Below are 21,380 nucleotides of genomic sequence, written 5' to 3'. Positions count from 1 at the left end.
CAACGGTCACCGGCGGTGTCATCGCTCCTGGAATGATTCACTGAGTGTTTTACGCAAAGGTTTAAGTAAGAAGTCCATCAGCGTGCGATCACCGGTACGGATGTCGAGCTGGGATGTCATGCCCGGCAGGATGTCAAGCTGACGACCTGTCGTACTGCGCACAAGCTGCCCATCTTCCTGATGGTCTGACAGACCTTCTGCATGGCTTTTCAAACGAACATGGACGCGGTAGTAGATCTCCTCGCCACGCGAGGTGTTTTCTTTAAGGGTATCGGCCGATACGTAAATCACTTCACCCTGCAATGCCCCATAAATGGTGTAATCGAAGGGATCAAGGCGCACAGTAGCCGGTAATCCAACCTGAACGCGGGCAATATCAGCAGGCAGAACCTTGGCTTCTATGATGAGGGCATCATCTGACGGGACGATTTGCATAATCTCATCACCGGCACGTAATACCCCGCCCAGCGTGGTGACGCGGACATTTTTAACAATCCCAGGCCCCATGGCCGTAAACACCGTATCGTGTACCTGCTGGCGACGACCGGCCATCTGTTGCAAGGTCTGGCCCAGATCATCTTCTGCCTTGGTGAGATCGGCCCGCGCATCATCCAAAAACTTATTGCGCCGACCAAGCAGGCGGGCACGAGCCTCATTAAGCTCGCGCTGTGCATTAAGCCGCTCACTGGCGCTAACATCGCCAGAGCGTTCCAGCCCGTTCACCAGGCTGAGCTTCTGGTTGGCTAAATTCACGGCGGTTTGCAGCGCTGTTATATCTTCCTGCAGGCTCTGACGGCGTTGCAGAAACAGTGCGCGTTCAATATCGGCCTGCTCGCGTAACGCCGGACCGGGATCGGCGGGGAACTGGGGAGCGGATTGTCCCGTTGATTCTGCGCGAAGTCGGGCAATGCGCGCCCTGAGACCGGCGATGCGCGCGTCCACTTCACCTGCCGCCGCCTCCACGCGAGTTGGATCGAGGCGAGCCAGAATCTGCCCCGCCTTAACATGATCACCCTCTTTGACACGCAGTTCGGAAAGTACGCCACCGTCCACGGTCTGGATGATCTGCACACGGCTGCTGGCGATAACCTCACCGTGAGCCCGTGCCACTTCATCAATGCGAAAATACATAGCCCATATGACAAAACCCAGCACCAGTACGACGATGCTCCAGATAAGCCCTGCCGGGACTCGGCTACGGTAGTAATTTTCCAGACGATTCACGCGAGCGGCGTCAGCGACCTCGTCGTCAAACAGTTCAACGGCCATGAAGGACTCCTGCTGAATGTGATGCTGCGGGCATGTGTGTTTTCACGTTCGTTACCTCAGCGGCGGGACGCGAGCCAGTGGCGCGGGCCATCAGTCCTGGCAACACCTTGTCAGGAGTACCATCACGTACGACAGTACCTTCCTGTACGACAAGCACGCGGGTAGCAAAATTAACGGCCGCCATCGGACGATGAGTGGCGACGATGAGGATATCTTCCGGCTGCAGCCTGGCTTGTAATGCTTTCCAGACACGCGTCTCCGCTTCGCCATCCAGCGAGGCCGTCGGTTCATCCAGAAGCCAGATACGAGGACGGGACATCAGCACACGCGCCAGGCCAACAAGCTGGCGCTGACCGCCAGAGAGACCTGAGCCCCCCTCACTGATAGGCATATCCATACCCAGCGGATTACTGGCCGCCACCTGATCCAGCGCCAGATCGCGGGTGATGTCTGTCAGCGTGGTGTCGCTGACGGCGCCTGCGAGCATCAGATTGCTTCGCAGCGTCCCTTTGAAGAGCTGCACCGCTTGTGGCAGATAGCCAACCTGAACGCTGACCACCTGGGGATCGATCTCCCACAGATCCACATCGCCCAGGCGGACACGGCCCTCACCGGGGCGATAGAGTCCGGCCAGGATCTTGAGCAACGTTGATTTACCGCCGCCAACAGGGCCCAACAGCAGAACACGTTCACCAGCGTGAAAGTGGAGTGCGGGAATATTGAGTTGTTGTACCGGAGACTGCGGAAAGGCAAAGCGCAGCTTTTCGACACTAATATGTTCTGGCAGGCGATCGGGCAGCAGCAGGGTCTGTCCGGCGCGGCGCTCTGTAGGTTTGCGCAGCAGGTTGTTCACCATATCCAGCGCCTCCCGGACCTGCTGCCACTGCATCAGATACTGAACGCCCTGGCTCACCGGCCCGATAACACGGCCCCCCAGAATACTGCACGCGACCATGCCCCCGGTGGTCAAATAGCCGGCTTCAACGCCCCATACCCCAACAACAATGCCCATGATATAGGCCAGCGTCGACAGGCTGGCGGTGGTGTTCGTACAAAACTGGCTGAGGGATTTTTGTTGGATACTGTAGCCTGCGATGGAATGACTGAGCGTCTCCCAGTCTTGCGCAAAACGCCAGCCAGCATGACTGGCGCGCAGGGTTTCGGCACCGCGAATACTGTCGACTAACAGCCCCAAACGCTCATTGCTGCGCAGCATTTGTTGGCGCGTGAGACGGCGTAAGCGCAGACGGGTATACAGACCCAGCGCCAGCGCGATGGGGAGCATTCCCAGGTAAACCCAGCCGACTGGCCCCCCGATCAGACCAATAATCCCGATAAACAGCAATGCAAATGGCAGATCCACGATTCCAAAGACAAGACCGGCAGAGAAAACTTGTCGAACCGAATCCAGCGCCCCTACCTGCGCGGCCAGCGTGCCCAGGCTACCGGGCTGTTGGTCGAGTTGCAGGTGCAACAAATGTTCATAAACATGCTGGGAAAGGCGTTTATCCACACTGCTGGCAACGCTGTCCATGATGTGGGCACGCAATGTTTTGAGCAGCCAGTCCAGTCCTACAACCAACCCCATCCCCGCCACAAGCGTAGTCAGTGTCGCCCAGGCCAGGGTGGGCACGACACGATCGTAGACCTGCATGGCGAAGAGGGATGTGGGAATGGCCAGAATATTCACCAGCAGCGTGGCGGCAGCTACCCGGAACACCCAGCGGCGATCGCGCAACAGTTCTCGCCAGACCAGGCGCATAGCCGGATTTTCGCTGTCAGAGAGGTTCTCTGACTGTACGTGTGAAGCCAGGCTGAACCAGAGTACAGCCGTTTCGTCACCCGCCGTCGTCCCCGCGCGCCGGTCACAATGTCGTCTATCGCCAGCGTTCGGGGTTCGACACCTTCACGGGTCAGCGTAAGGGTATCGGCTCTCCCCTCTTCGTTGTGCCGTTCAGCCAGCCACCATGTCTGTTCGTGCCACATCAGTGCCGGGAGGTGACGGGGATCAAAACGCCGCCAGGGGAACAACGCCAGCCGGATATCTTTCATTCCCGCGTCTGACAGCAAACCGCGCACATAATCCTGTGGACGATCGGTTAACGGTGGAACGGCCTGCGCGCGGGCATACGCCTGCGTTAATGCCGCTTTATTCACCGGGGCATGTAGCTTGTCCAGCAAGGCCAGTAATTCAGGAAGAGGAACAGGTATCATCAGGGATGGCTCGCAGACGTGTTAGCAAATTGAGTGCCCGTGGTCAGGGCGCCAGTGGTATCGTCCATACGGCCCGTGCGTGCGGCCAGGCGCAGGCAATCGACCCGCCATGCCGATCGCACCGATACCAGTGCTTGTTGTTGTTCGGTTAATTCGCGTACGGCGTTGAGGACATCCAGCCAGCTCTTGTAACCCGATTCGTACTGGCGACGGAACGAGGCCAGCGTGCCGCTAAGTTCGACGACAGACTGTTCATAACCGGCAATCAGCGTCTGGTTAGCATCACGCTGATCAAGCAACTGGCGCGTTTGAATGTCTTCGCTGTGGCGTTGTTCGGCCAGATCCTGTCGTGCGGATTCCACGCGTTCCAGCGCCGCGTTCTGGAGGCCACGGGAGACCAGCCCCAGCCCCTCCATCGTGCCGGTCACAACCACATTGACCGTATTATTATTTCTCTGGTTGGGCATACCTGAATATTCGTTGCGCGCGGCTTGCAGGGAGACGGTCGGTCGCGATGAGGTGCGCTGACGTTCCACATCAGCTTCGGCAAGCGTAACCGCCGCTTCACGTGCTCGCACCGTCGCACTCTGCGCAAGGATTTGTTCCTGTATAGAGGTATCAGCAGGCAACTTGAGGATGCTGCCAGGGATCGGCAGTTCGCTTGCGATCGGCACCTGAGTCAGGGATAACAGCGTGGATTCGGCGGTACGCAGGTCCGATTTGGCCTGTTCGAGCGATGAGCGTGCCTGTAACAACCGGGCCTTCGCAAGGCTGACATCGGCTGGAGAAGCCAGCCCCCCTTGCGCGCGGCGCTGGATTTGTTCCTGCAACGCCTGATGATTGTTAACGTTTGATTCAGCAACGGCAAGACGCTCGCGAATACCCTGTATATTCGCGTAAGCCACCGCGGTATCTTCCAGCAATTCACGACGGGTAGCCCAGGCCGTGGCTTGCTGAGCAAGGGTGTCATTGTCGGCGTAGTCAATAGCACTGTCGATACGCCCAAAAGCCCATAACGGTTGCGAAACACTCAGCGTGGTTGTACGGGAATCACTGTAACCCGAAATTTGCCCCGTCCCGGCACTGGCACCAAGCGTTGGCAAACGTGCCGCGCGGGCGCTGTCGGCGCTGGCCTCTTTGGAACGCACAAGCGCCTGCTGACTGGCCAGACTGGGGTGATGGAGCATCGTGCTGCGCAACGCGGCAAACAGACCACCCGGCGAGGTATCCTCAGAAATACGGTGTGATGACGACGAAAGGGTGGCGGCCTCAGCCTGGGTGACTGAAATGACAAAGGGTAAAAAAAGACTGATTACAGTAAGTATGTAATAACAGTGACGATCTGAACGAATCCCCATTGTCTGATGAGCCCTTTATTAAAGAAAGATAAAAGACTCGTCGATCCTGATGTTGCTCATGTTATCCCGACGTCACCGTTAGTGGATAAATGGCGTGGCCGGTATAACGAGTCATAAATAAGAAAAAGACTATTGCTTCACGTCATAATTACCTATTGATAACATCTGTGTCAAGGTATGTAATCGTGTAATAAAACCTGTAAAACATAGTCAATTATTAAGTTAAGTTTACCTAACGCAAATATTCGCATCGGCTGAAAAATTATTATCAGCGGGCTATCTGATGAAGCTGTAGAGAACTGACGGATTGCAGGATGTGGAGAGCGCAGAATGGCCAGGGCGAGCCTGAGTCCAGCGCGGCGAAACCTTATACAGGATTTTCACGCCGGCCAGACTTCTGTACTGGTAAAAAGTGAAGATAACGACTGGAAGAGTGTTGCTTGTTAAAAATATATCGTGGCGTCTTGCAGCCGCAGGCCAGTTCGCGGGGAAAGCTGTCGTTGACATCTCTCACCCGGTCTGTGCAGGTATGGCACCAGCATGGGTAAACCTCGGGTAATACTTGCTTGTTATTTACCTCATATTTACGGCAAATAACAACACATCGTCATACCCGCCTTATTATCCCGAAGATATATCTGGCGACTAATACTGAATATTTGCCATCGCTTTATACCGTTCAGGCAAAGCGCTATTCAGGGCCAGAATCTTTTCAAGAATATGGAATGAAGAGGTACCTTTAGCGCGTTCTGCATCGGTAATGGCAGAGCGTATCGTCGCCGCCGCGGCTGAGATACGCTGAAAATAGGCTTCGGATTCAGGCGTCTGTGCCTCACCTGAGCCGGCATAACGCACCGCAGGCCAGTGTGTGAAATCCATTATCGGCCAGGCTTCTTCTTCCGTCGGGGTATTAGCAGCTAATAATTGTTCTGCTTTTTTCGAATCTTGTTGTGCAGCAGAGATCAGTGCTAAGCGATATTTCATTTTTGACAGCGTATCACCACTCTCTTTTTGTTGTGAAAGGTATGCAATAAAAGCTGACAATTCATCATCTGCTGGCTGTTGATGACCATCAGCGTTTTTTTTCATAACTGGTGAGGTCGAGGTATTGTTTAATGCTAATTCAATTAAATAATTCAACATCTCTAATGTCATCTTATTCACCTTGTAAAACTGACAGTCTTAATTCAACTTGTAGTGAGGATTTTTATCTATTGCTTTAATCTCGTGACTCACCAAAATAAATACCTGCATCCCAAAGATGCTGAAATAATGTATCGCAACGTGAAAAAGAGTTTATTTTGAGGGCCTTAAAAAGGCCGATAAATGCAAACAACTCTCCACCAGATAAATAGTGTGTTCGTTAATGAAAAAATCTCTGGGTCTGGTTTACTGTCTCAGTATTGTTGAAAGATTCTCGTTTGCAAAACGATAAAAACTGCAACTCATTGTGAGTTAAACTCACAATGGAAGTGAAATCAGCGTACAAAAGGCAGGTGGAGAAGACGGCATTCGTTACGCACTTTGCGGATTAAAAGACATAAAAAACATATGGTTATTGAAGCAGATTTAAGGATATCTGACAGGTGCAGGCCTGGGCTCTTTAACAAAATAAATATCCTCCGGCATAGCCGGAGGTTTTTCAGATGCGCCTGTAAGGCTCTGTTACCAGCCGCGCCCTAACAGGCGCATACGATCTGACATTTGCATCAAACTTCCTTACTTACGGCCCGTAAACGGGCTGCCCGGATAAGGGATCGACAACTGCTCACCCATTTTATCCTCCTCAAGCTGGTGCTTTATGTATTCCTGTATCTTCGCTGTGTTCTTCCCTACCGTATCCACGTAGTATCCCCGACACCAGAACTCCCTGTTCCTGTATTTGAATTTCAGATCTCCGAACTGCTCATAAAGCATCAGACTGCTTTTCCCTTTCAGATATCCCATAAAGCCGGATACGCTCATTTTGGGCGGGATTTCCACAAGCATATGGATATGATCTGCACAGCATTCAGCTTCCAGGATCCGTACGTTTTTCCACTCACACAGCTTTCTTAAAATGCTGCCTATCGCCAGACGTTTCTCTCCGTAGAACGCCTGTCTTCGGTATTTCGGCGCAAAAACTATGTGATATTTACAGTTCCAGCGGGTGTGCGCTAAGCTCTTTTCGTCCCCCATCGGGACCCCCTTTTGATTTCTTGTTGAACTTTTGCAGTTGCCAGACCGCAAGCTGTTTTAACAAATCAAAAGGGGTTTTAATAACTGGCTTAAAGCTGAAAGCTTTCCGGAACCCCCAGCCTAGCTGGGGGTTTTCTATAGACAATAAAAAGCCTGCTCATCGCAGGCTTTTTGACTTCAACGCTTAGCGCTCGCGGAACGCTTCTGCTTTGGCGCGCAGAATAGGCTTAAGCAAATACGCCAGAATGGTTTTCTTGCCGGTAATGATATCCACCGAGGCCACCATGCCAGGAATAATCAATAGCGGTTTTTCATCCGTGCCGAGGTGGTTTTTATCGGTACGCAGGCGAATAATATAAAAACTCTTCCCGTCTTTGTCGGTCATCGTATCGGGGCTTATTTGTTCTAGTTTGCCCTTAAGCCCACCGTAAATGGTGTAGTCATAGGCGGTGAATTTTACCGTTGCTTCCTGCCCCGGTCGCAAAAAGGCGATGTCCTGGGGACGAATTTTGGCCTCAACCAGCAACGTGTCATCAAGCGGAACAATTTCCACAATGTCATTGCCCGGCTGGATCACCCCACCAATGGTGTTCACCAGCAGTTGCTGGACGATGCCGCGAACCGGTGAAGTCACCAGTGTGCGGTTCACCCGGTCGGTAATTGCTTTACCTGATGCTTCAATTTTACTCAGATCGGTACGGGCCTGGTTCAGTTGTTCCAGCGCTTCGCTGCGATAGCGCCCTCGCGTTTCACTGACCTTGTTTTCAATCTCCTTGATTGCCGCCTGCGCGCGCGGAATAGCAAGGATGACGGAATCCAGTTGCCCCTGCGTCTCAACCCCGGCGCGACGCAGACGCAGCATTTCCACTTTTGAGATAGCGCCTTTTGCCACCAGCGGTTCAGACATGGTGATCTCTTGCTGCTGTAGCTCAAGGCTACGGCGGTACTGCGTCAGTTTGCCCTGGAAATCGAGCAGTTCCTGTTTCTTCTGAATCAACTGTTCGTTCAGTCCGGCAAGTTCACTCTGAATGCGTTTATTGACGCTGGTGAACAGCGCCATTTCCCCACTGGCGATTTCCGGCGCCTGACTGACTATTTCCGGCGACAGCGTCAGTTCGCTGGCCTCATCAAGCTGAGCGGTCAGGCGCTGGATCCGTGCTTCGAGCGCCAGTTTATCGGCCTCGCTTTCTCCGGCGTTAGAGCGAAAACGGGTGTCATCCAGACGCAGCAGCGGCGCACCGGCTTGTACCACTTCGCCTTCATGGGCAAAAACTTCGGCAACGATCCCCCCTTCAAGGTTCTGGACTTTCTGCAGACGGGATGAGGGAATAGCCCGCCCTTCCCCGCGTGTCACTTCATCAATCTCGGCCAGCGAAGCCCAGACGATCATCGCAATAAAGAAGGCGAAAATGGCCCATAGGGTTACCCGCACCACGCGGGGCGCATCATCAAGCAGCGCCTTGTTAACCTCATTGGTGGTAAAGGTTGCTGACGGTTTCTCTCCTGAGAGCCAGTTCATCAGGCGGCTAAGCGCATCAACGATTCGCATGAATTTGTCCCTTTTTCAGCGCGTTCATGACGCTCTCTTTCGGGCCGTCGGCAATGATCTTACCGTTGTCGACGATAATCAGCCGATCAACCAGCGACAGCAGCGACGCACGGTGCGTCACCAGCAATAGCGTCTTGTTGCTGATAACCGGTGCCAGCGCTTTTTTAATCAGATCTTCACTGGTGTTGTCCATTGAACTGGTGGGCTCGTCCATCAGCAGGACCGGCGGGTCGAGCAACAACGCCCGCGCCAGCGTAACCGCCTGACGCTGCCCGCCGGAAAGGCTCATGCCACGTTCGCCAACCTGCATGTTGTAGCCAGAGGGATGACGGCGGGCAAACTCATGGACGCCGGTCAGGTTCGCGACCCGCAGCATGGTCTCGTCGTCAACATAGCTTGCGCCGTAGAGCAGGTTTTCCCGCAGCGTGCCGTTGAACAGGTGGATGTCCTGCGGCGCGTAGCCAATGTTATGCCGCAAATCGTGCACATCGATCTGGCGAAGGTCGATACCGTCAATCAACACGCTGCCGCTGTCCGGCTGGTAAAAACCGACCAGCAATTTCGCCAGCGAGCTTTTTCCTGAACCGCTACGACCGATTATGCCCACCTTTTCACCGGGCTTAATGACCAGTGAAACGTTACTTAGCGAGGCATACTGGTTGCCCGGATAGCAAAAGGTCACATCACGCAGTTCAATTGCCCCCGAAAGGGTTTCACGCTTAAGCGGTACCTCACCCTCCTGCACTTCCTGCTCCAGCCCCATCATTCTGTCGATGGTCGATTTCGTCATTCGCGCACGCTGGTAACGGGTAATCAGACTGCAAAGCTGGCCGATGGGCATCATCGCACGGCGATGCAACAGGTAGCAGGCAATCAGCCCCCCCATGCTGAGATTGCCGCCGATGATGACATATACCCCGGCGACAATAATTGCCACGCCGCTGGCCTGTTGCAGCCAGGAGGTAAAATTCACCGCCACGTAGGAGAGTGATTTCACCCGCAGCTCCAGTTTGCTCAACTGGCCGGTAAGATGCTCCCATTGGTACTGGCGCTCACTCTGCGCGTTATTGATTTTGATAGCGTCAAGGCCGGTCAGTGTCTCTACCAGCATCGCCTGACGCTCATTGGCCAGTTGATAGGTTTTTTGTACCCGCGACATCAGCGGGCGCTGAATAAGCCAGCTCACCAGCAACGCCAGCGGATAGGAAAGCAGCGGGATCAGCACCAGTGGGCCACCAATAACTCCAATCACCAATAAAATTAATAAGGTGAAGGGGAAATCAATAAAGGCTGTCAGCGTCAGCGACGACAGGAAATCACGAATCGACTGGAACTCCTGGAAGTTCTGCGCAAAGCTGCCCACCCGCTTTGGACGCAGCTTCATCTTCATCCCTAAAAGCCGCTCGAACAGCGCCGAGGAGACCACCAGGTCGGTCTTTTTACCCGCCAGATCGAGGCAAATCCCCCGCAAGATTTTCAGTACAAAATCGAAAACAAACGCAATACTCACCCCAATGGCCAGTACCCATAGGGTGGCCGTTGCCTGATTAGGCACAACCCGGTCATAAACGTTCATCACAAACAATGGGGCGCACAGCGCCACAAGATTGACCAGAAAGCTGGCGATCACCGCATCGAAGTAGAGGAATTTTGAGAGTTTAAGGGTGTCCTGAAACCAGGCGGTCGTTCGCGGTAACGTGGCCGTCGGCTGGGCGTCAAACTCATGTTCCGGGGAGATAAAAATCGCCCTGCCGCTGTAATTTTCCGCCAACGTTTCCCGTGATAGCGTAATTTCCCCGCCTTCCGTTTCACTGGGCAGCAGTCGGGCCTGCTGGTTGTCATCCCAGCCGATTAATACGGCCGCCTGATCGTTTTTCAGCAACAGAATGGCAGGCAGCGACAGCGCGGTAATGTTATCAAAAGGGCGTTGTACCACACGCGCTTTCAGCCCCGCACGCCCCGCAGCACGTGGAAACGCCTCCAGCGTCAGCGAATGGGTCGCCAGCGGCAGCCCGGTCGTCAGAACAGTACGGCTGGTTGCGATGTTATGCATCTTGCAGATGATCATCAGCGCGTCCAGCAACGGATCATCATGGGTTTGCCGGGGATCGTGCCTGACCGGGGCTTCGGGGGAAATATCGACGTTCTCAGGCGTGTCAGTAGCAGGCGTCATTCTTTGCCTCAGTGTTCTGCAGACTCAGGCCGCAGGTCATAAACAGCGAGGTGAGCGCCGGTTTTATGCCGCCAGTCACCCCACAACTCTTTAGAGCCGTATTAATTCAGTTCCGGCAGTTCCGCCTGCGTACGCTGAGCCTGATCAAGCGGCTGTGAGGCCGATGGCGGCTGAATGTTCAGACTCTTAAGCAGTTCCCCCGTACGGGCACTGATGCGATAGGTCGTAAACATGTCGACAAATTGCAGTTCAACGTAACGGCGTTGTGCCGTGAAGACTTCATTTTCACTGTCGAGCATGTCGAGCAGCGTACGGTCGCCCAGGCTGAACTGTTCCTGATAGGCGCTGCGCACCGTCACGCTACGCTCAGCATATTCTTTGGCGATCGGCACCTGTTGTTCAGCGTTGTTCTTCGCATTCCAGGCAAGACGCAACTCCTCGTTTAACTGGCGCAGGGCATTATTTTTCACATCCTGAGCCTCTTTCATTTTGTAAGCGTAAGAGGTGAGTGTCGCCTGGTCGCTGCCACCGTTGTACAGGTTGTAGCGCATACGCACCATTGCCTGCCATTCCTGGTTATGTCCGCGCGTACCGTCAAGGTTGTTGTCCATCGTGCGACCGACTTCGACGTTAACATTCGGGTAAAAACGCGATTTCTGCGCTTCATACTGCTGGCGGGTCGCTTCCACATCGGCATCAGCCTGTTTGAGCAGCGCGTTGTTTTCCAGCATCACTTTGCGGGCGGCCTCCAGTGAGGCGGGAACCGTAATTTTGCCTGGCATCACCAGCGTGTCGGCATCTTTGCCGGTAACGCTTTGATAATTAGCTCTGGAGTCTTCAAGGTTGGTTTGTTCGGTCAGGAGATTGTTCCGCGCCTGCGCCAGGCGGGCTTCCGCCTGATCGTAATCGGCCTGGCGGCCTACCCCCTGGGCGGTGCGCAGGCGAATTTGATCGAACACGCGCTCGTGATTGTGCAGGTTGTCTTCCGCCAGTTTTACCATCTGCTCACGCATCAGCACATCAAGATAACTTTGAATAGCCTGCAGGGCGGTGCTTTCGCTGGTATTCAACACGGTCCAGGCGCGCGAGTTTACCGTTGCTTTCTGACGCGCGACTTCGCTGGTAGTCGCAAAGCCATTAAAGACATTTTGCGTAAGATTAATAGCCGATTCGCTGCGGTTCAGGTTACGCAAATGCTCGCCCGCCGCACGGGTCGTGGAATTGTCGGTTTGTTCCCAGCCGCTACCGGCGGTGAGATCCAGCGAAGGCAGATAGCCGCCTTTGGCGGCGCGAAGATCCTGTTCAGCGGAGTATCGACTGTTTGCCGAGGCGTTAACTTGTGGGTGCCATAACAGGCTGTCTTTTACCGCCTGCTCAAGGGTAGTAGCCTGGCTCTGTGTCGCGCACACAGTCAACGCTGCACCCATGAATAACTGGCTACCATATTTCATTCTTGTCTTCCTTTTCGTTATGCCCCTGATTGTGGGGATGACCCACCAGGGAAAATGCCACGGAACCGGGGGAGAAATTGCGTCCTGGCTGTTTTAATTGCTCGTAATCTCTCGCCAGCCCTGAATTCACATTGCGGTGACAGGCCGCTTAGCCACCCAGGGGCGCTAAGCGGCGGCTTATCAGGTTGTTTCTTCCGGTTTAGAGATCAGGTTATCAACCATCGCTTCGTGGCCAGCATCGTAACTATCAGTATTCGCAGTCATACCGCCTTCGGCCGGGACATGCTCGGCTTCCGTCGGGTTATTCGCCGTTTCACTCTGCGGCCCCGCCTGGATCAAACTGCTGAGGTCGTGATGTTCTTCATCATGGATGATGTCGCTAAAGTTCAACTGCTGGTCATTGTCCACGGCGGTGGTCGGGGTGTTTGCCGCCGCCTCCTGCGCATGGGCAGAGAGAGGCGTCATCGCGTTATCCGCCGATGCCGTCGGTGTCTCTGCGTGACCGGATGTGTTATCGGCAGCCAGCGGAGTGAGCATTAAGCTTGTGTCATCAATTAACGATGCGCTGTGGCTACTGTCAGTGAACAAACTATGATCAGCTTCTGTCGTTTGCGTGTCATTTGCGGCGCTGCTGCTCATCCGCGCCTGACTGTCGGTATCCGACAGCGAGTCACTGTCTGAATGGCTCTCATCGGCGATATGACTCAACGTCATATGTGTCTCGTCAGACGTATCTGCAAGATGGTTTACATCTGCGCCATCACTATGGCTGTCGCTGATGTGCTGCCCGCCCTCTTCACCATCAAAGGTGAAATGGTGTTCGAGTTGATCGGACGCGGTGGAGTCGACATCCAGAGTAATATCGCCAAGTGTGCTCTTGCCATCCGGTAATTCAACGCTGACCTGTCCGGAATAGTGTGTCGTGTCGCTGGCAAAGGTCAGAACATAGACCTTGTTGACCGCATCATAAGTGACATCCGTGTAATTGCCGCTAAAGGTCGCGTGTTCAGGGATCCCGCCAACCGTGATGGCGTTCAGATGGTCATTGCTGTCGGAGCTTTCGAGGTTAACGTCAAGATTCAACGTGACCGTGTAGCTTGTGGTGGTGCTGCCGCCGTGAGATGACGATGGCCCGTCACCAAAGACCACGCCCTCAATATGGTTCGCGTTTTCAAAAGGATGCTTACCGTTCTCATCGGTAATCTGCAGATTATCAATATCGTTGTTCTGATGGTTCTGCGGATGAGGAACCCCTGTTACCTTGTAGTCCTCACTGTTACCCTGAACAAAAATATAGTCTTTGCCGACATCGCCTTCCGTTACGTTGCCGTTGCCAGTGATCCCTTTGAGGGAGACGAAATTATATTTGCTGTTCGGCCAGTCACTCTGCTGGTAATAACCGCCCGTATGGTCACCGACAACGAAGATATCGGTGTGCCCTTTGGCACTATCGTCGGTGTTGGCATTACCGCTGCTGGTGTAGTAGTGAATCTGCGACGCGCTGTCGGATTTCGGCACAAAGTCGCCCTTGATGGCGCCATCCGGGCTATCCGGCGTCAGCCAGACATGTACGTTACTGCCAATCGCCACGATCACGCCGTTCTGGATATCGTATCCGTTCGGGTTCCCGCTGCCGCCATTGATATGGGTGATCGTATTATCTGACGTATCCGTTGTTTTGCCGCCAGGCGTGATCGTCACGGTCAGCTTCACATCGGCGTCGGCATCGGAATCCGCGTCGGCGTCGGCGTCCGCATCGGCATCAGAGTCTGCATCGGCGTCGGCATCCGCGTCGGCATCTGCGTCTGCGTCGGCGTCGGCGTCGGCGTCGGAATCAGCATCCGCGTCAGCGTCAGAATCTGCATCGGCATCGGAATCCGCATCTGCATCGGCATCGGCATCGGCATCCGCGTCTGCATCGGCGTCCGCATCCGCATCTGCGTCGGAATCAGCATCCGCGTCGGAATCAGCATCCGCGTCGGCGTCAGCATCCGCATCTGCGTCGGCATCGGCATCGGCATCGGCATCGGCATCAGAATCTGCATCGGCATCGGCATCGGCATCGGCATCGGCATCGGCGTCCGCATCAGCGTCGGCATCGGCATCGGCATCGGCATCCGAGTCAGCATCTGCATCTGCATCAGCGTCTGCATCGGAATCCGCATCCGCATCCGCGTCCGCATCGGCATCAGAATCTGCATCCGCGTCGGCGTCCGCATCTGCATCAGCATCGGAATCGGCATCGGCATCGGAATCTGCGTCTGCGTCTGCGTCGGCGTCTGCGTCGGAATCCGCATCAGAATCAGCGTCGGCATCCGCATCGGCATCGGCATCTGCATCCGAGTCAGCATCTGCATCTGCATCTGCATCAGCGTCTGCATCGGCGTCGGAATCAGCATCAGCATCGGCATCGGCATCGGCGTCCGCATCGGCATCGGCGTCCGCATCGGCGTCCGCATCGGCATCTGCATCCGAGTCAGCATCTGCATCTGCATCAGCGTCTGCATCGGAATCCGCATCCGCGTCCGCATCGGCATCAGAATCTGCATCCGCGTCGGCGTCCGCATCTGCATCGGCATCCGAGTCAGCATCTGCATCTGCATCAGCGTCTGCATCGGCGTCGGAATCAGCATCGGCATCGGCATCGGCATCGGCATCGGCGTCCGCATCGGCATCTGCATCCGAGTCAGCATCTGCATCTGCATCAGCGTCTGCATCGGAATCCGCATCCGCGTCCGCATCGGCATCAGAATCTGCATCCGCGTCGGCGTCCGCATCTGCATCAGCATCGGAATCGGCATCGGCATCCGAGTCAGCATCTGCATCTGCATCAGCGTCTGCATCGGCGTCGGAATCAGCATCGGCATCGGCATCGGCATCGGCATCGGCATCGGCGTCCGCATCGGCATCTGCATCCGAGTCAGCATCTGCATCTGCATCAGCGTCTGCATCGGAATCCGCATCCGCGTCCGCATCGGCATCAGAATCTGCATCCGCGTCGGCGTCCGCATCTGCATCTGCATCGGAATCGGCATCGGAATCTGCGTCTGCGTCGGCGTCTGCGTCGGAATCCGCATCAGAATCAGCGTCGGCATCCGCATCGGCATCGGCATCTGCATCCGAGTCAGCATCTGCATCAGCGTCTGCATCGGCGTCGGAATCAGCATCGGCATCGGCATCGGCGTCCGCATCGGCATCGGCGTCCGCATCGGCATCGGCGTCCGCATCGGCATCTGCATCCGAGTCAGCATCTGCATCTGCATCAGCGTCTGCATCGGAATCCGCATCCGCGTCCGCATCGGCATCAGAATCCGCGTCGGCATCCGCATCGGCGTCTGCATCGGCGTCTGAATCAGCATCAGCGTCGGCATCCGCATCTGCATCCGCATCGGCATCGGAATCCGCATCCGCGTCGGCATCCGCGTCGGCATCCGCATCGGCGTCTGCATCGGCATCCGCATCCGCGTCGGCATCGGCATCTGAGTCAGCATCTGCATCCGCGTCGGAATCTGCATCTGCATCGGCGTCCGCATCCGCATCGGCGTCGGAATCATCGGGCGGGTTCGGATTCGTATTGGGATCGGCAGGCGTTGATGCAGTGGCAACGCCTGGATCAAGCCGCGTTAATTCCTGAGGGCGTTCGGCATCAGGGAAATCAATGCCAACCGTTGGGTATCCGGCACCAGGGTCAACGATCTGACCGGTTAAATCGAGAACCACATGTGTGTGCGATCCGCCGCCGCTTCCGCCGGCATCACTGCCGCCAGTGCCCCCTGCCTGGGGACCCGCGGCTGGCGCTTCAAGGGCTTGCGTCGGATCCTGCCCATCTGCGATCGCCTGTTGTATAGCGGCAACATCTTGTTGCTGAGTAGCCGTAGGTTCAGTGGTCACGCTGCCCGTACTGTCCCAGTGACTGTCACGGCCAAGGTCCAGTTGCTTGCCATCCGCCAAAGACAAGGTAATTGCACCAGAAGCCCCAGTCTCGACCTGTTCTCCTTCGAGGACCCTGTCACCTTCAACCAATAAACGCTGGCTGCCATCAGGTGCTACTGCAAACACTTGTCCTATTACCGCTTTGACGATCCCAGAGACGCCGCTCATGTGTAGTTCCCTCGATCCTGTTCTCGCCCAATTCATCCACTGACCAGGCGTAGAATGCTAAAAGAGAATTTAATTAGTATTTGTAATGCAACATGTAACAAAGGTAATGAAAGCACGTTCCGGCAGAGGATTTATTGATGCCGCTTCGCTTAAGGACCTTATATTAATAGATGAAGTGAATGAATAGTAGTGCGGGCAGGAATTTAGGTTAAAAAAAAGGGACTTTGTCAATAGTCCCTGTGTCGTACATGATATATATTAAGTAAGTAAAAATGACGAATTATATAAATCCCTCATCGTCATCATCGGAAATTAATCCTTCCAGACCACTCAACGAACGACGCGCCTGTGCACGGCTGGTCAGCTTTGCCTGAGCGACCGGTGGCAGATCGGTAATGCTGATGACGCCTTTACTCATCAGCACTTCGATCAGGTCCTCCAGGACGCGAACCATCTCAAGATCGCTCTGCCGCAATTGCAGTAGCGATGCCTCGCGAATTTCTCTCTGCCGCATCCATTCGTCAATTTCTGCAGTGCTGACTTCACTTTGTTCTGTCATGGCATGAAAAGGGACAAGCTCCACCTGAATAATACGCCCCGCTTCATCGCGTTCTATGTAGTACATTTTCAGCCTCTTTTTAGCCTGACAGGTTAATTTCCACCCAGGGTGCTGGCATCAGCAAAATAGCGCCCCATTGCGCCATACAGGCCGATATTTTCGAGAACCGCCAGTTCGCCCGCTGTTTCCACACGTTCAGCAATCAGTGGCAAATTAATTTGTCGGGTTGCCCAATAAATGGCCTCGATAAACAGTTTTTTATCTTCTTCACTATCAATATTACGAATGTAGCTACCGTCAACTTTGAGCCAGGCAAGCCCCCACTGCGGCAAATTGCCGATGAGATGGAACCGGCCGCCAAAATGTTGGATCCCTAAACGGCAGCCCAGCGTTTTAAGCCGTTTGACCAGAATAGTGACCCGCTCGGCATCAGGTAGCTCGTTTTCATCCAGTTCCAGCGTCAGGCGCGATGCCAATTGTGGCGCATTCACCAAGGGTTGTAACAGTGCATGAAGGCTTTGGTCATCAGCCACACTGGCACCGCTAATACTCAGTGCAAGTGGCCGGTTTGATTTTTCCATCTCACGCAGCGTCTGTTGCAACATCACAATATCCATGCGGCGACTGAGATCGAGGCGGTGGATCCACGGCATAAAACGTCCTGCGGGTATCAGCTCGCCCTCCGGCGTTCTGATACGGGCGAGCACTTTATGATGCAAAACAACATGCGCATTGTTGCATTCATAAACCGGCTGCGAGAAAAGCTCGAAAGCACCGTCTGTCAGTACCGCATCCAGACGGGTATACCAGCTATGATGATCCTCTTCGCTATCGTCTGTAACCGTCATATCCGTGCTGGCAAAAAAGCGCATTTCGGTTTCCGCCATCGCCAGCGCCTGGTCTGCCTGCATCAGTATCGTCTGTGGCTTGTCGCCAACATGGAAGGGCACCAGAGCGAAATGGGCGACCGGTGTCACGTCGCTCATTCCTGTTTCTGACAGCGCCTTAAGCTGGGTACTGAGAGTGTTAGTCAGGTTGTCGAGTTCATTATGCAGGAACTGCGGGGCAAGGATGGCAAACTCCCCGCCGCGCACACGGGCCAGGAAACCTTCATTACGGAAGTAATGCTTTTGCAGGCCATTGAGAATATCTGCCACCGCGATCAGCAGCTTATCGGTTTTCGCGCCGCCAAGACGCTGATTAAGGCCGATAAGATCCTGAACCCGCAACAGGATCAGGTGACCCGCGTCATTCTCTTCATCGCTCAGACGCGACTGCAATTGCATATCAAAAGCGCGACGGTTGTTCAGGCCCGTCAGGCTGTCGTGGTAAGCCTCCCGGCGCAAGGATTCGGTGCGCTGCGCCTGCTCGCCAAACAACGCCTCAAGTTGCGTCACCATCAGGTTGGTCGCCTCAACGACCCGACGCAGTTCCGGCGTTTTCGGCAGCGCGGGAACATTGAGAAACTCGCGGCGACAGATAGCCATCGCCTGCTCCACAATGTAGTTAAGCGGTCGCAAGAGACGGCGCAGCAGAAGAGTTACGCCGAGAATAAATAACAAGCTACAGCCGATAAGCCACAAAAAGCTGGCGACCATATTGTCCCAAAGACGCGCCAGGGCAAACATCGGATGGCTAACGACCTCAACCCTGGCAACCTGCGTCCAGCCATGCGTGACAATGGCGTCGCCTTCCCCTGGACTCAGATTTACCATGCGAACAAACCAGTCCGGCACGCTGGCGCTTTGCGGATTGTCGGTGCGTTCAATGATGGGTTTGTTGGTTTTAATATCCACCACCCGAATACGGTAAAAATAACCGCTGTCAAAGATGGAGTTCACCATCAGTTCCGTCATTGCCGGATCATCAATATGGGTCGTCAATGACAACCCCAGCGCCGTTGCCGCATCCTGTGCGTGGGCGCTGAGCTGATTCCGGTATTGCTCCCTGGAACCCTCCAGAGAAACAAAAAAGTTGCCGCAGAAAATGACGAGCGTAAATAAACAGATGCCGATCAGTAGCTGCTTATAAAGGGACATAGCCACATCCTATTCATTAATTTCAAATCCTTCTGCACGCATTCTGGTGAGAAGATCCTGCCAGCGGGAGAGTCGTTTACTGTCCCCCACGCGTTTATTCCCGCCGGATTGCGGCAACCACAGCCCTTCCCCATTAAAAGCATAAACCGGGAGCAGATCTGTACGCTGTGTGGCAGGCAAGATGGCGGTTTTCAGGTTATCCAGTACTAATGGGATCGCATCAGGGGTGGCATACCACGTCACCACCATATGCGCCTGATTTAACTGAAGTGCTTTAACGTAAGTAATACGCAACTGGTTGGCGGGAACCCCCATCTCACGCAGCGTAAAATATTTCGCCAGCGCAAAATCTTCGCAATCCCCTGCCCCTTTACGTAAAAATTCTATCGGCGTTGCCCAATAATCCTGCTGATGCCAGACGACAATGTCATCTTTGAACGCCATTCGGGCATTAAAAAACCGGTTTACCTGATTCAATTTATCCTGAATCGTGCCCTGCGGTGGATTTTTAAGCAAGGCGGCCCACTCATCAATCCGCTGCCTGGCGGCTGGCGTCGCCGGGCCGTAGAGCCGCTCAGTTTGCGTGGAGATGGCGTTAAAATCGCACCCGGCGCCCAGTCCTGGAGAGAAAATAAGCAACACCACCAGCGCGAAGGATAACCCGCGTCGCAACGTTGCACACAAAAAATGACGGTAGGGGCGCCGCATATGTCAGCCTGTCCGGGCAACGTTGCTAACGGGCATTGTCAGTTGCATGGCGCGCTCAGGTCGCGTCAGCCAGCGTTTACGGTACGCGACATAGCCGGAAAGGTAATGCTCAACATCGTCAATCCTGACGCGATAACTGTGGTGACGAATAAAAAAGCTGCCGACAATACGCGGCGGATTTTTAAAAAACATGGCCAGCTCCGGCCAGAAAAAACCATTCGCCAGGTAGCGGGCACGGGTTTCCAGCGCCTGGTTGAATACGGTCATGTCGAAGTCCGCTAACAGGTGCTGGTATGGCGAAACGGCAAGCCGTTCTATCATCCGCGACGCCGCCATCATCAACTCCAGCAACGTGGGGTAAGTGGTAATACGTTCCTGCACAAAATCGAGATGACCGCGCACATTATCCAGACCGAACTGATAATAGCGTTCCAGCGGTCGGTAGAGCGTCAGTTCATTAACGCAGTAACTGAGCCAATGGTCGTGGGCCTGCCAGTGCTTCTGTTCGATAAAATAGTCCATTGCCCGCTCGACCATCTCCAGCCAACGCGGTGTCTTCGTCAATCCATAGAGACGCATCAGGGCAAAGGCGGCTTCCCCGTCGTAATAGATAATGCGGTGCTCCGCCTTGAGCGATAAATCCCCGGCGTTGAGCACATGTACGAAGCCCCCGTTCTGCGCGTTCTGCATAAAACCGATGCCAGCCGCCAGCCGCGCCATTGCACCCAGATAGCGCTCGTCATTGGTCAGTTCTGTATATTTCGCCATCGCCAGGATACAGACCGCGTTACCGCCCAGTTTGATCTCATCACCCGTATCTACCAGGAAATCGGCTTCGCCGCCATCGGGCAAGGAGCAGGTACGAATAAACGTGGTAGACAGGGCATCCAGCGCCCGCTCAATAGCCGCAAAATGGGCGGGGTGTTGCGTCACTTCCCACCCTTCGAGCAAGGCGTAAGTCGAGCTGGCATGGCGCAAGGCGTTATAGGTCGGAATGGCGCGATCAAAGCAGGGGAACCAGCCGTAATGATAACGTCCGGAAGGTGTCACCTGGCGTGCCAGGTAATCCGTCGCCGAGTCAATCATCGGCTCCAGGGCAGTCTCCTGCCACTCGGGCAACTGGCGATAACCGCTGTTACGTCCGTCCGACTCGATGGGCAATACCTGCTCACCATCGCAAAACAGCGCGCGGGTAGTGAAACGCCACAGCGTCTGGTCAGGGTGCTCAGGCCAGTTCAAGACCGCCCCAAAGCGACGACGGGAATAATGGGCAAGGTTACTGGCGTTAGGGGTAGCGACGCCGTGATCGCCGTTATAGAGCAGCGCGTTGGCGGCGATCTCTTGCTCCAGCATGGCATAGCAAAATGCCGGGTCCAGACTCAGCCCGAAGCGAAAATAGTTCCGTTTGGTCTTCGCCAGACGAGCTTGCAGCGTATCCCAACGTAGCGTGTCGACCTTGTCGACCATGTCAACTCGCAGCCAGCAGGCCTTAAGACCGCTCTTTTTACGCCACTGTTGCAGCGACTGCGTTCCCTGCTGCCAGGCTTTGTCGAATGTCTCGCCACAGCCGCGCACAACGTGGGCACGGCTTTTACTGTCGGACACGCTAAAAAAGATGACCCAGGACGGGCACAGAGACGGTTTTGCCGCTACATCCAGCGTTTCCATCACCGGGCGGGTTTGCGCAAGTAAGTGGCTGAGCGACATTTGACTCCTTAATTGCTCCCGGGCATCCCCAGTGCTGAAAATCCTTGTATCATAATAACATTATGAATGCCTGG

Annotated in this window: 14 protein-coding genes; all 14 read right to left on the bottom strand. The window is 54.7% G+C overall.

Translation table 11 applies throughout. The features are described 5' to 3' along the window. Positions 1 to 18 precede the first annotated feature (18 nt). The 14 genes from MRY16398_RS07725 to MRY16398_RS07650 all read right to left on the bottom strand — a co-directional run bounded on the left by MRY16398_RS07725 (position 19) and on the right by MRY16398_RS07650 (position 21,306). Entirely contained in the window at positions 19 to 1,269 is a 1,251-nt protein-coding gene (locus MRY16398_RS07725) for an HlyD family efflux transporter periplasmic adaptor subunit (RefSeq protein WP_079496207.1), read from the bottom strand. Then, positions 1,259 to 3,031, bottom strand: coding sequence for an ATP-binding cassette domain-containing protein (locus MRY16398_RS07720; protein ID WP_125124116.1), 1,773 nt, complete (start codon positions 3,029 to 3,031; stop codon positions 1,259 to 1,261). The genes MRY16398_RS07725 and MRY16398_RS07720 overlap by 11 nt, the downstream gene beginning before the upstream one ends. Beyond that, a complete protein-coding gene (locus MRY16398_RS07715) occupies positions 2,977 to 3,483 on the bottom strand; it encodes a hypothetical protein (protein WP_125124115.1) in 507 nt (168 codons plus the stop codon). Before MRY16398_RS07715 ends, MRY16398_RS07720 begins: the two co-directional genes overlap by 55 nt. Next, positions 3,483 to 4,841: a TolC family protein gene (locus MRY16398_RS07710; protein ID WP_039079771.1), complete on the bottom strand. Its 1,359-nt coding sequence runs from the start codon at positions 4,839 to 4,841 to the stop codon at positions 3,483 to 3,485. Before MRY16398_RS07710 ends, MRY16398_RS07715 begins: the two co-directional genes overlap by 1 nt. 645 nt (positions 4,842 to 5,486) lie before the next feature. Next, positions 5,487 to 5,996 carry a hypothetical protein gene (locus tag MRY16398_RS07705; protein ID WP_125124114.1) on the bottom strand — a complete coding sequence of 170 codons (510 nt, stop codon included), beginning with the start codon at positions 5,994 to 5,996 and terminating at the stop codon, positions 5,487 to 5,489. 564 nt (positions 5,997 to 6,560) lie between these two features. After that, positions 6,561 to 7,019, bottom strand: coding sequence for an IS200/IS605 family transposase (tnpA, locus tag MRY16398_RS07695; RefSeq protein ID WP_038918153.1), 459 nt, complete (start codon positions 7,017 to 7,019; stop codon positions 6,561 to 6,563). A gap of 184 nt (positions 7,020 to 7,203) precedes the next feature. Next, positions 7,204 to 8,568 (bottom strand): HlyD family type I secretion periplasmic adaptor subunit, encoded by a 1,365-nt coding sequence (locus MRY16398_RS07685; RefSeq protein WP_125124113.1) that lies wholly within the window; start codon positions 8,566 to 8,568, stop codon positions 7,204 to 7,206. Beyond that, positions 8,555 to 10,741, bottom strand: coding sequence for a type I secretion system permease/ATPase (locus tag MRY16398_RS07680; RefSeq protein WP_125124112.1), 2,187 nt, complete (start codon positions 10,739 to 10,741; stop codon positions 8,555 to 8,557). Before MRY16398_RS07680 ends, MRY16398_RS07685 begins: the two co-directional genes overlap by 14 nt. 101 nt (positions 10,742 to 10,842) lie before the next feature. Next, a complete protein-coding gene (locus MRY16398_RS07675) occupies positions 10,843 to 12,192 on the bottom strand; it encodes a TolC family outer membrane protein (RefSeq protein ID WP_039079767.1) in 1,350 nt (449 codons plus the stop codon). Between the two features lie 180 nt (positions 12,193 to 12,372). Then, a complete protein-coding gene (locus MRY16398_RS07670) occupies positions 12,373 to 16,293 on the bottom strand; it encodes a retention module-containing protein (protein ID WP_172600630.1) in 3,921 nt (1,306 codons plus the stop codon). 280 nt (positions 16,294 to 16,573) lie between these two features. Continuing rightward, positions 16,574 to 16,918, bottom strand: coding sequence for a tryptophan synthase subunit beta (locus MRY16398_RS07665; protein ID WP_079496204.1), 345 nt, complete (start codon positions 16,916 to 16,918; stop codon positions 16,574 to 16,576). Positions 16,919 to 16,944: 26 nt separating this feature from the next. Next, entirely contained in the window at positions 16,945 to 18,891 is a 1,947-nt protein-coding gene (lapD, locus tag MRY16398_RS07660; protein ID WP_071196166.1) for a cyclic di-GMP receptor LapD, read from the bottom strand. Positions 18,892 to 18,900: 9 nt separating this feature from the next. Beyond that, positions 18,901 to 19,599 carry a cysteine protease LapG gene (lapG, locus tag MRY16398_RS07655; protein ID WP_125124110.1) on the bottom strand — a complete coding sequence of 233 codons (699 nt, stop codon included), beginning with the start codon at positions 19,597 to 19,599 and terminating at the stop codon, positions 18,901 to 18,903. A gap of 3 nt (positions 19,600 to 19,602) precedes the next feature. After that, positions 19,603 to 21,306 (bottom strand): condensation domain-containing protein, encoded by a 1,704-nt coding sequence (locus MRY16398_RS07650; RefSeq protein WP_197718604.1) that lies wholly within the window; start codon positions 21,304 to 21,306, stop codon positions 19,603 to 19,605. Positions 21,307 to 21,380 lie beyond the last annotated feature (74 nt).

This window comes from Phytobacter sp. MRY16-398, from assembly GCF_003925915.1.
Taxonomy (GTDB): Bacteria; Pseudomonadota; Gammaproteobacteria; order Enterobacterales; family Enterobacteriaceae; genus Phytobacter; species Phytobacter diazotrophicus.
The sequence above is the reverse complement of the archived record's forward strand: the minus strand, read 5'-3'. Positions and strand labels throughout refer to the sequence as shown.

Bases quoted from the DNA above. Each gene is read 5' to 3' on its own strand.
- MRY16398_RS07725 (WP_079496207.1), bottom strand. From the start codon at position 1,269: ATGGCCGTTGAACTGTTTGACGACGAGGTCGCTGACGCCGCTCGCGTG.
- MRY16398_RS07720 (WP_125124116.1), bottom strand. From the start codon at position 3,031: ATGCGCCTGGTCTGGCGAGAACTGTTGCGCGATCGCCGCTGGGTGTTC.
- MRY16398_RS07715 (WP_125124115.1), bottom strand. From the start codon at position 3,483: ATGATACCTGTTCCTCTTCCTGAATTACTGGCCTTGCTGGACAAGCTA.
- MRY16398_RS07710 (WP_039079771.1), bottom strand. From the start codon at position 4,841: ATGGGGATTCGTTCAGATCGTCACTGTTATTACATACTTACTGTAATC.
- MRY16398_RS07705 (WP_125124114.1), bottom strand. From the start codon at position 5,996: ATGACATTAGAGATGTTGAATTATTTAATTGAATTAGCATTAAACAAT.
- tnpA (WP_038918153.1), bottom strand. From the start codon at position 7,019: ATGGGGGACGAAAAGAGCTTAGCGCACACCCGCTGGAACTGTAAATAT.
- MRY16398_RS07685 (WP_125124113.1), bottom strand. From the start codon at position 8,568: ATGCGAATCGTTGATGCGCTTAGCCGCCTGATGAACTGGCTCTCAGGA.
- MRY16398_RS07680 (WP_125124112.1), bottom strand. From the start codon at position 10,741: ATGACGCCTGCTACTGACACGCCTGAGAACGTCGATATTTCCCCCGAA.
- MRY16398_RS07675 (WP_039079767.1), bottom strand. From the start codon at position 12,192: ATGAAATATGGTAGCCAGTTATTCATGGGTGCAGCGTTGACTGTGTGC.
- MRY16398_RS07670 (WP_172600630.1), bottom strand. From the start codon at position 16,293: ATGAGCGGCGTCTCTGGGATCGTCAAAGCGGTAATAGGACAAGTGTTT.
- MRY16398_RS07665 (WP_079496204.1), bottom strand. From the start codon at position 16,918: ATGTACTACATAGAACGCGATGAAGCGGGGCGTATTATTCAGGTGGAG.
- lapD (WP_071196166.1), bottom strand. From the start codon at position 18,891: ATGTCCCTTTATAAGCAGCTACTGATCGGCATCTGTTTATTTACGCTC.
- lapG (WP_125124110.1), bottom strand. From the start codon at position 19,599: ATGCGGCGCCCCTACCGTCATTTTTTGTGTGCAACGTTGCGACGCGGG.
- MRY16398_RS07650 (WP_197718604.1), bottom strand. From the start codon at position 21,306: ATGTCGCTCAGCCACTTACTTGCGCAAACCCGCCCGGTGATGGAAACG.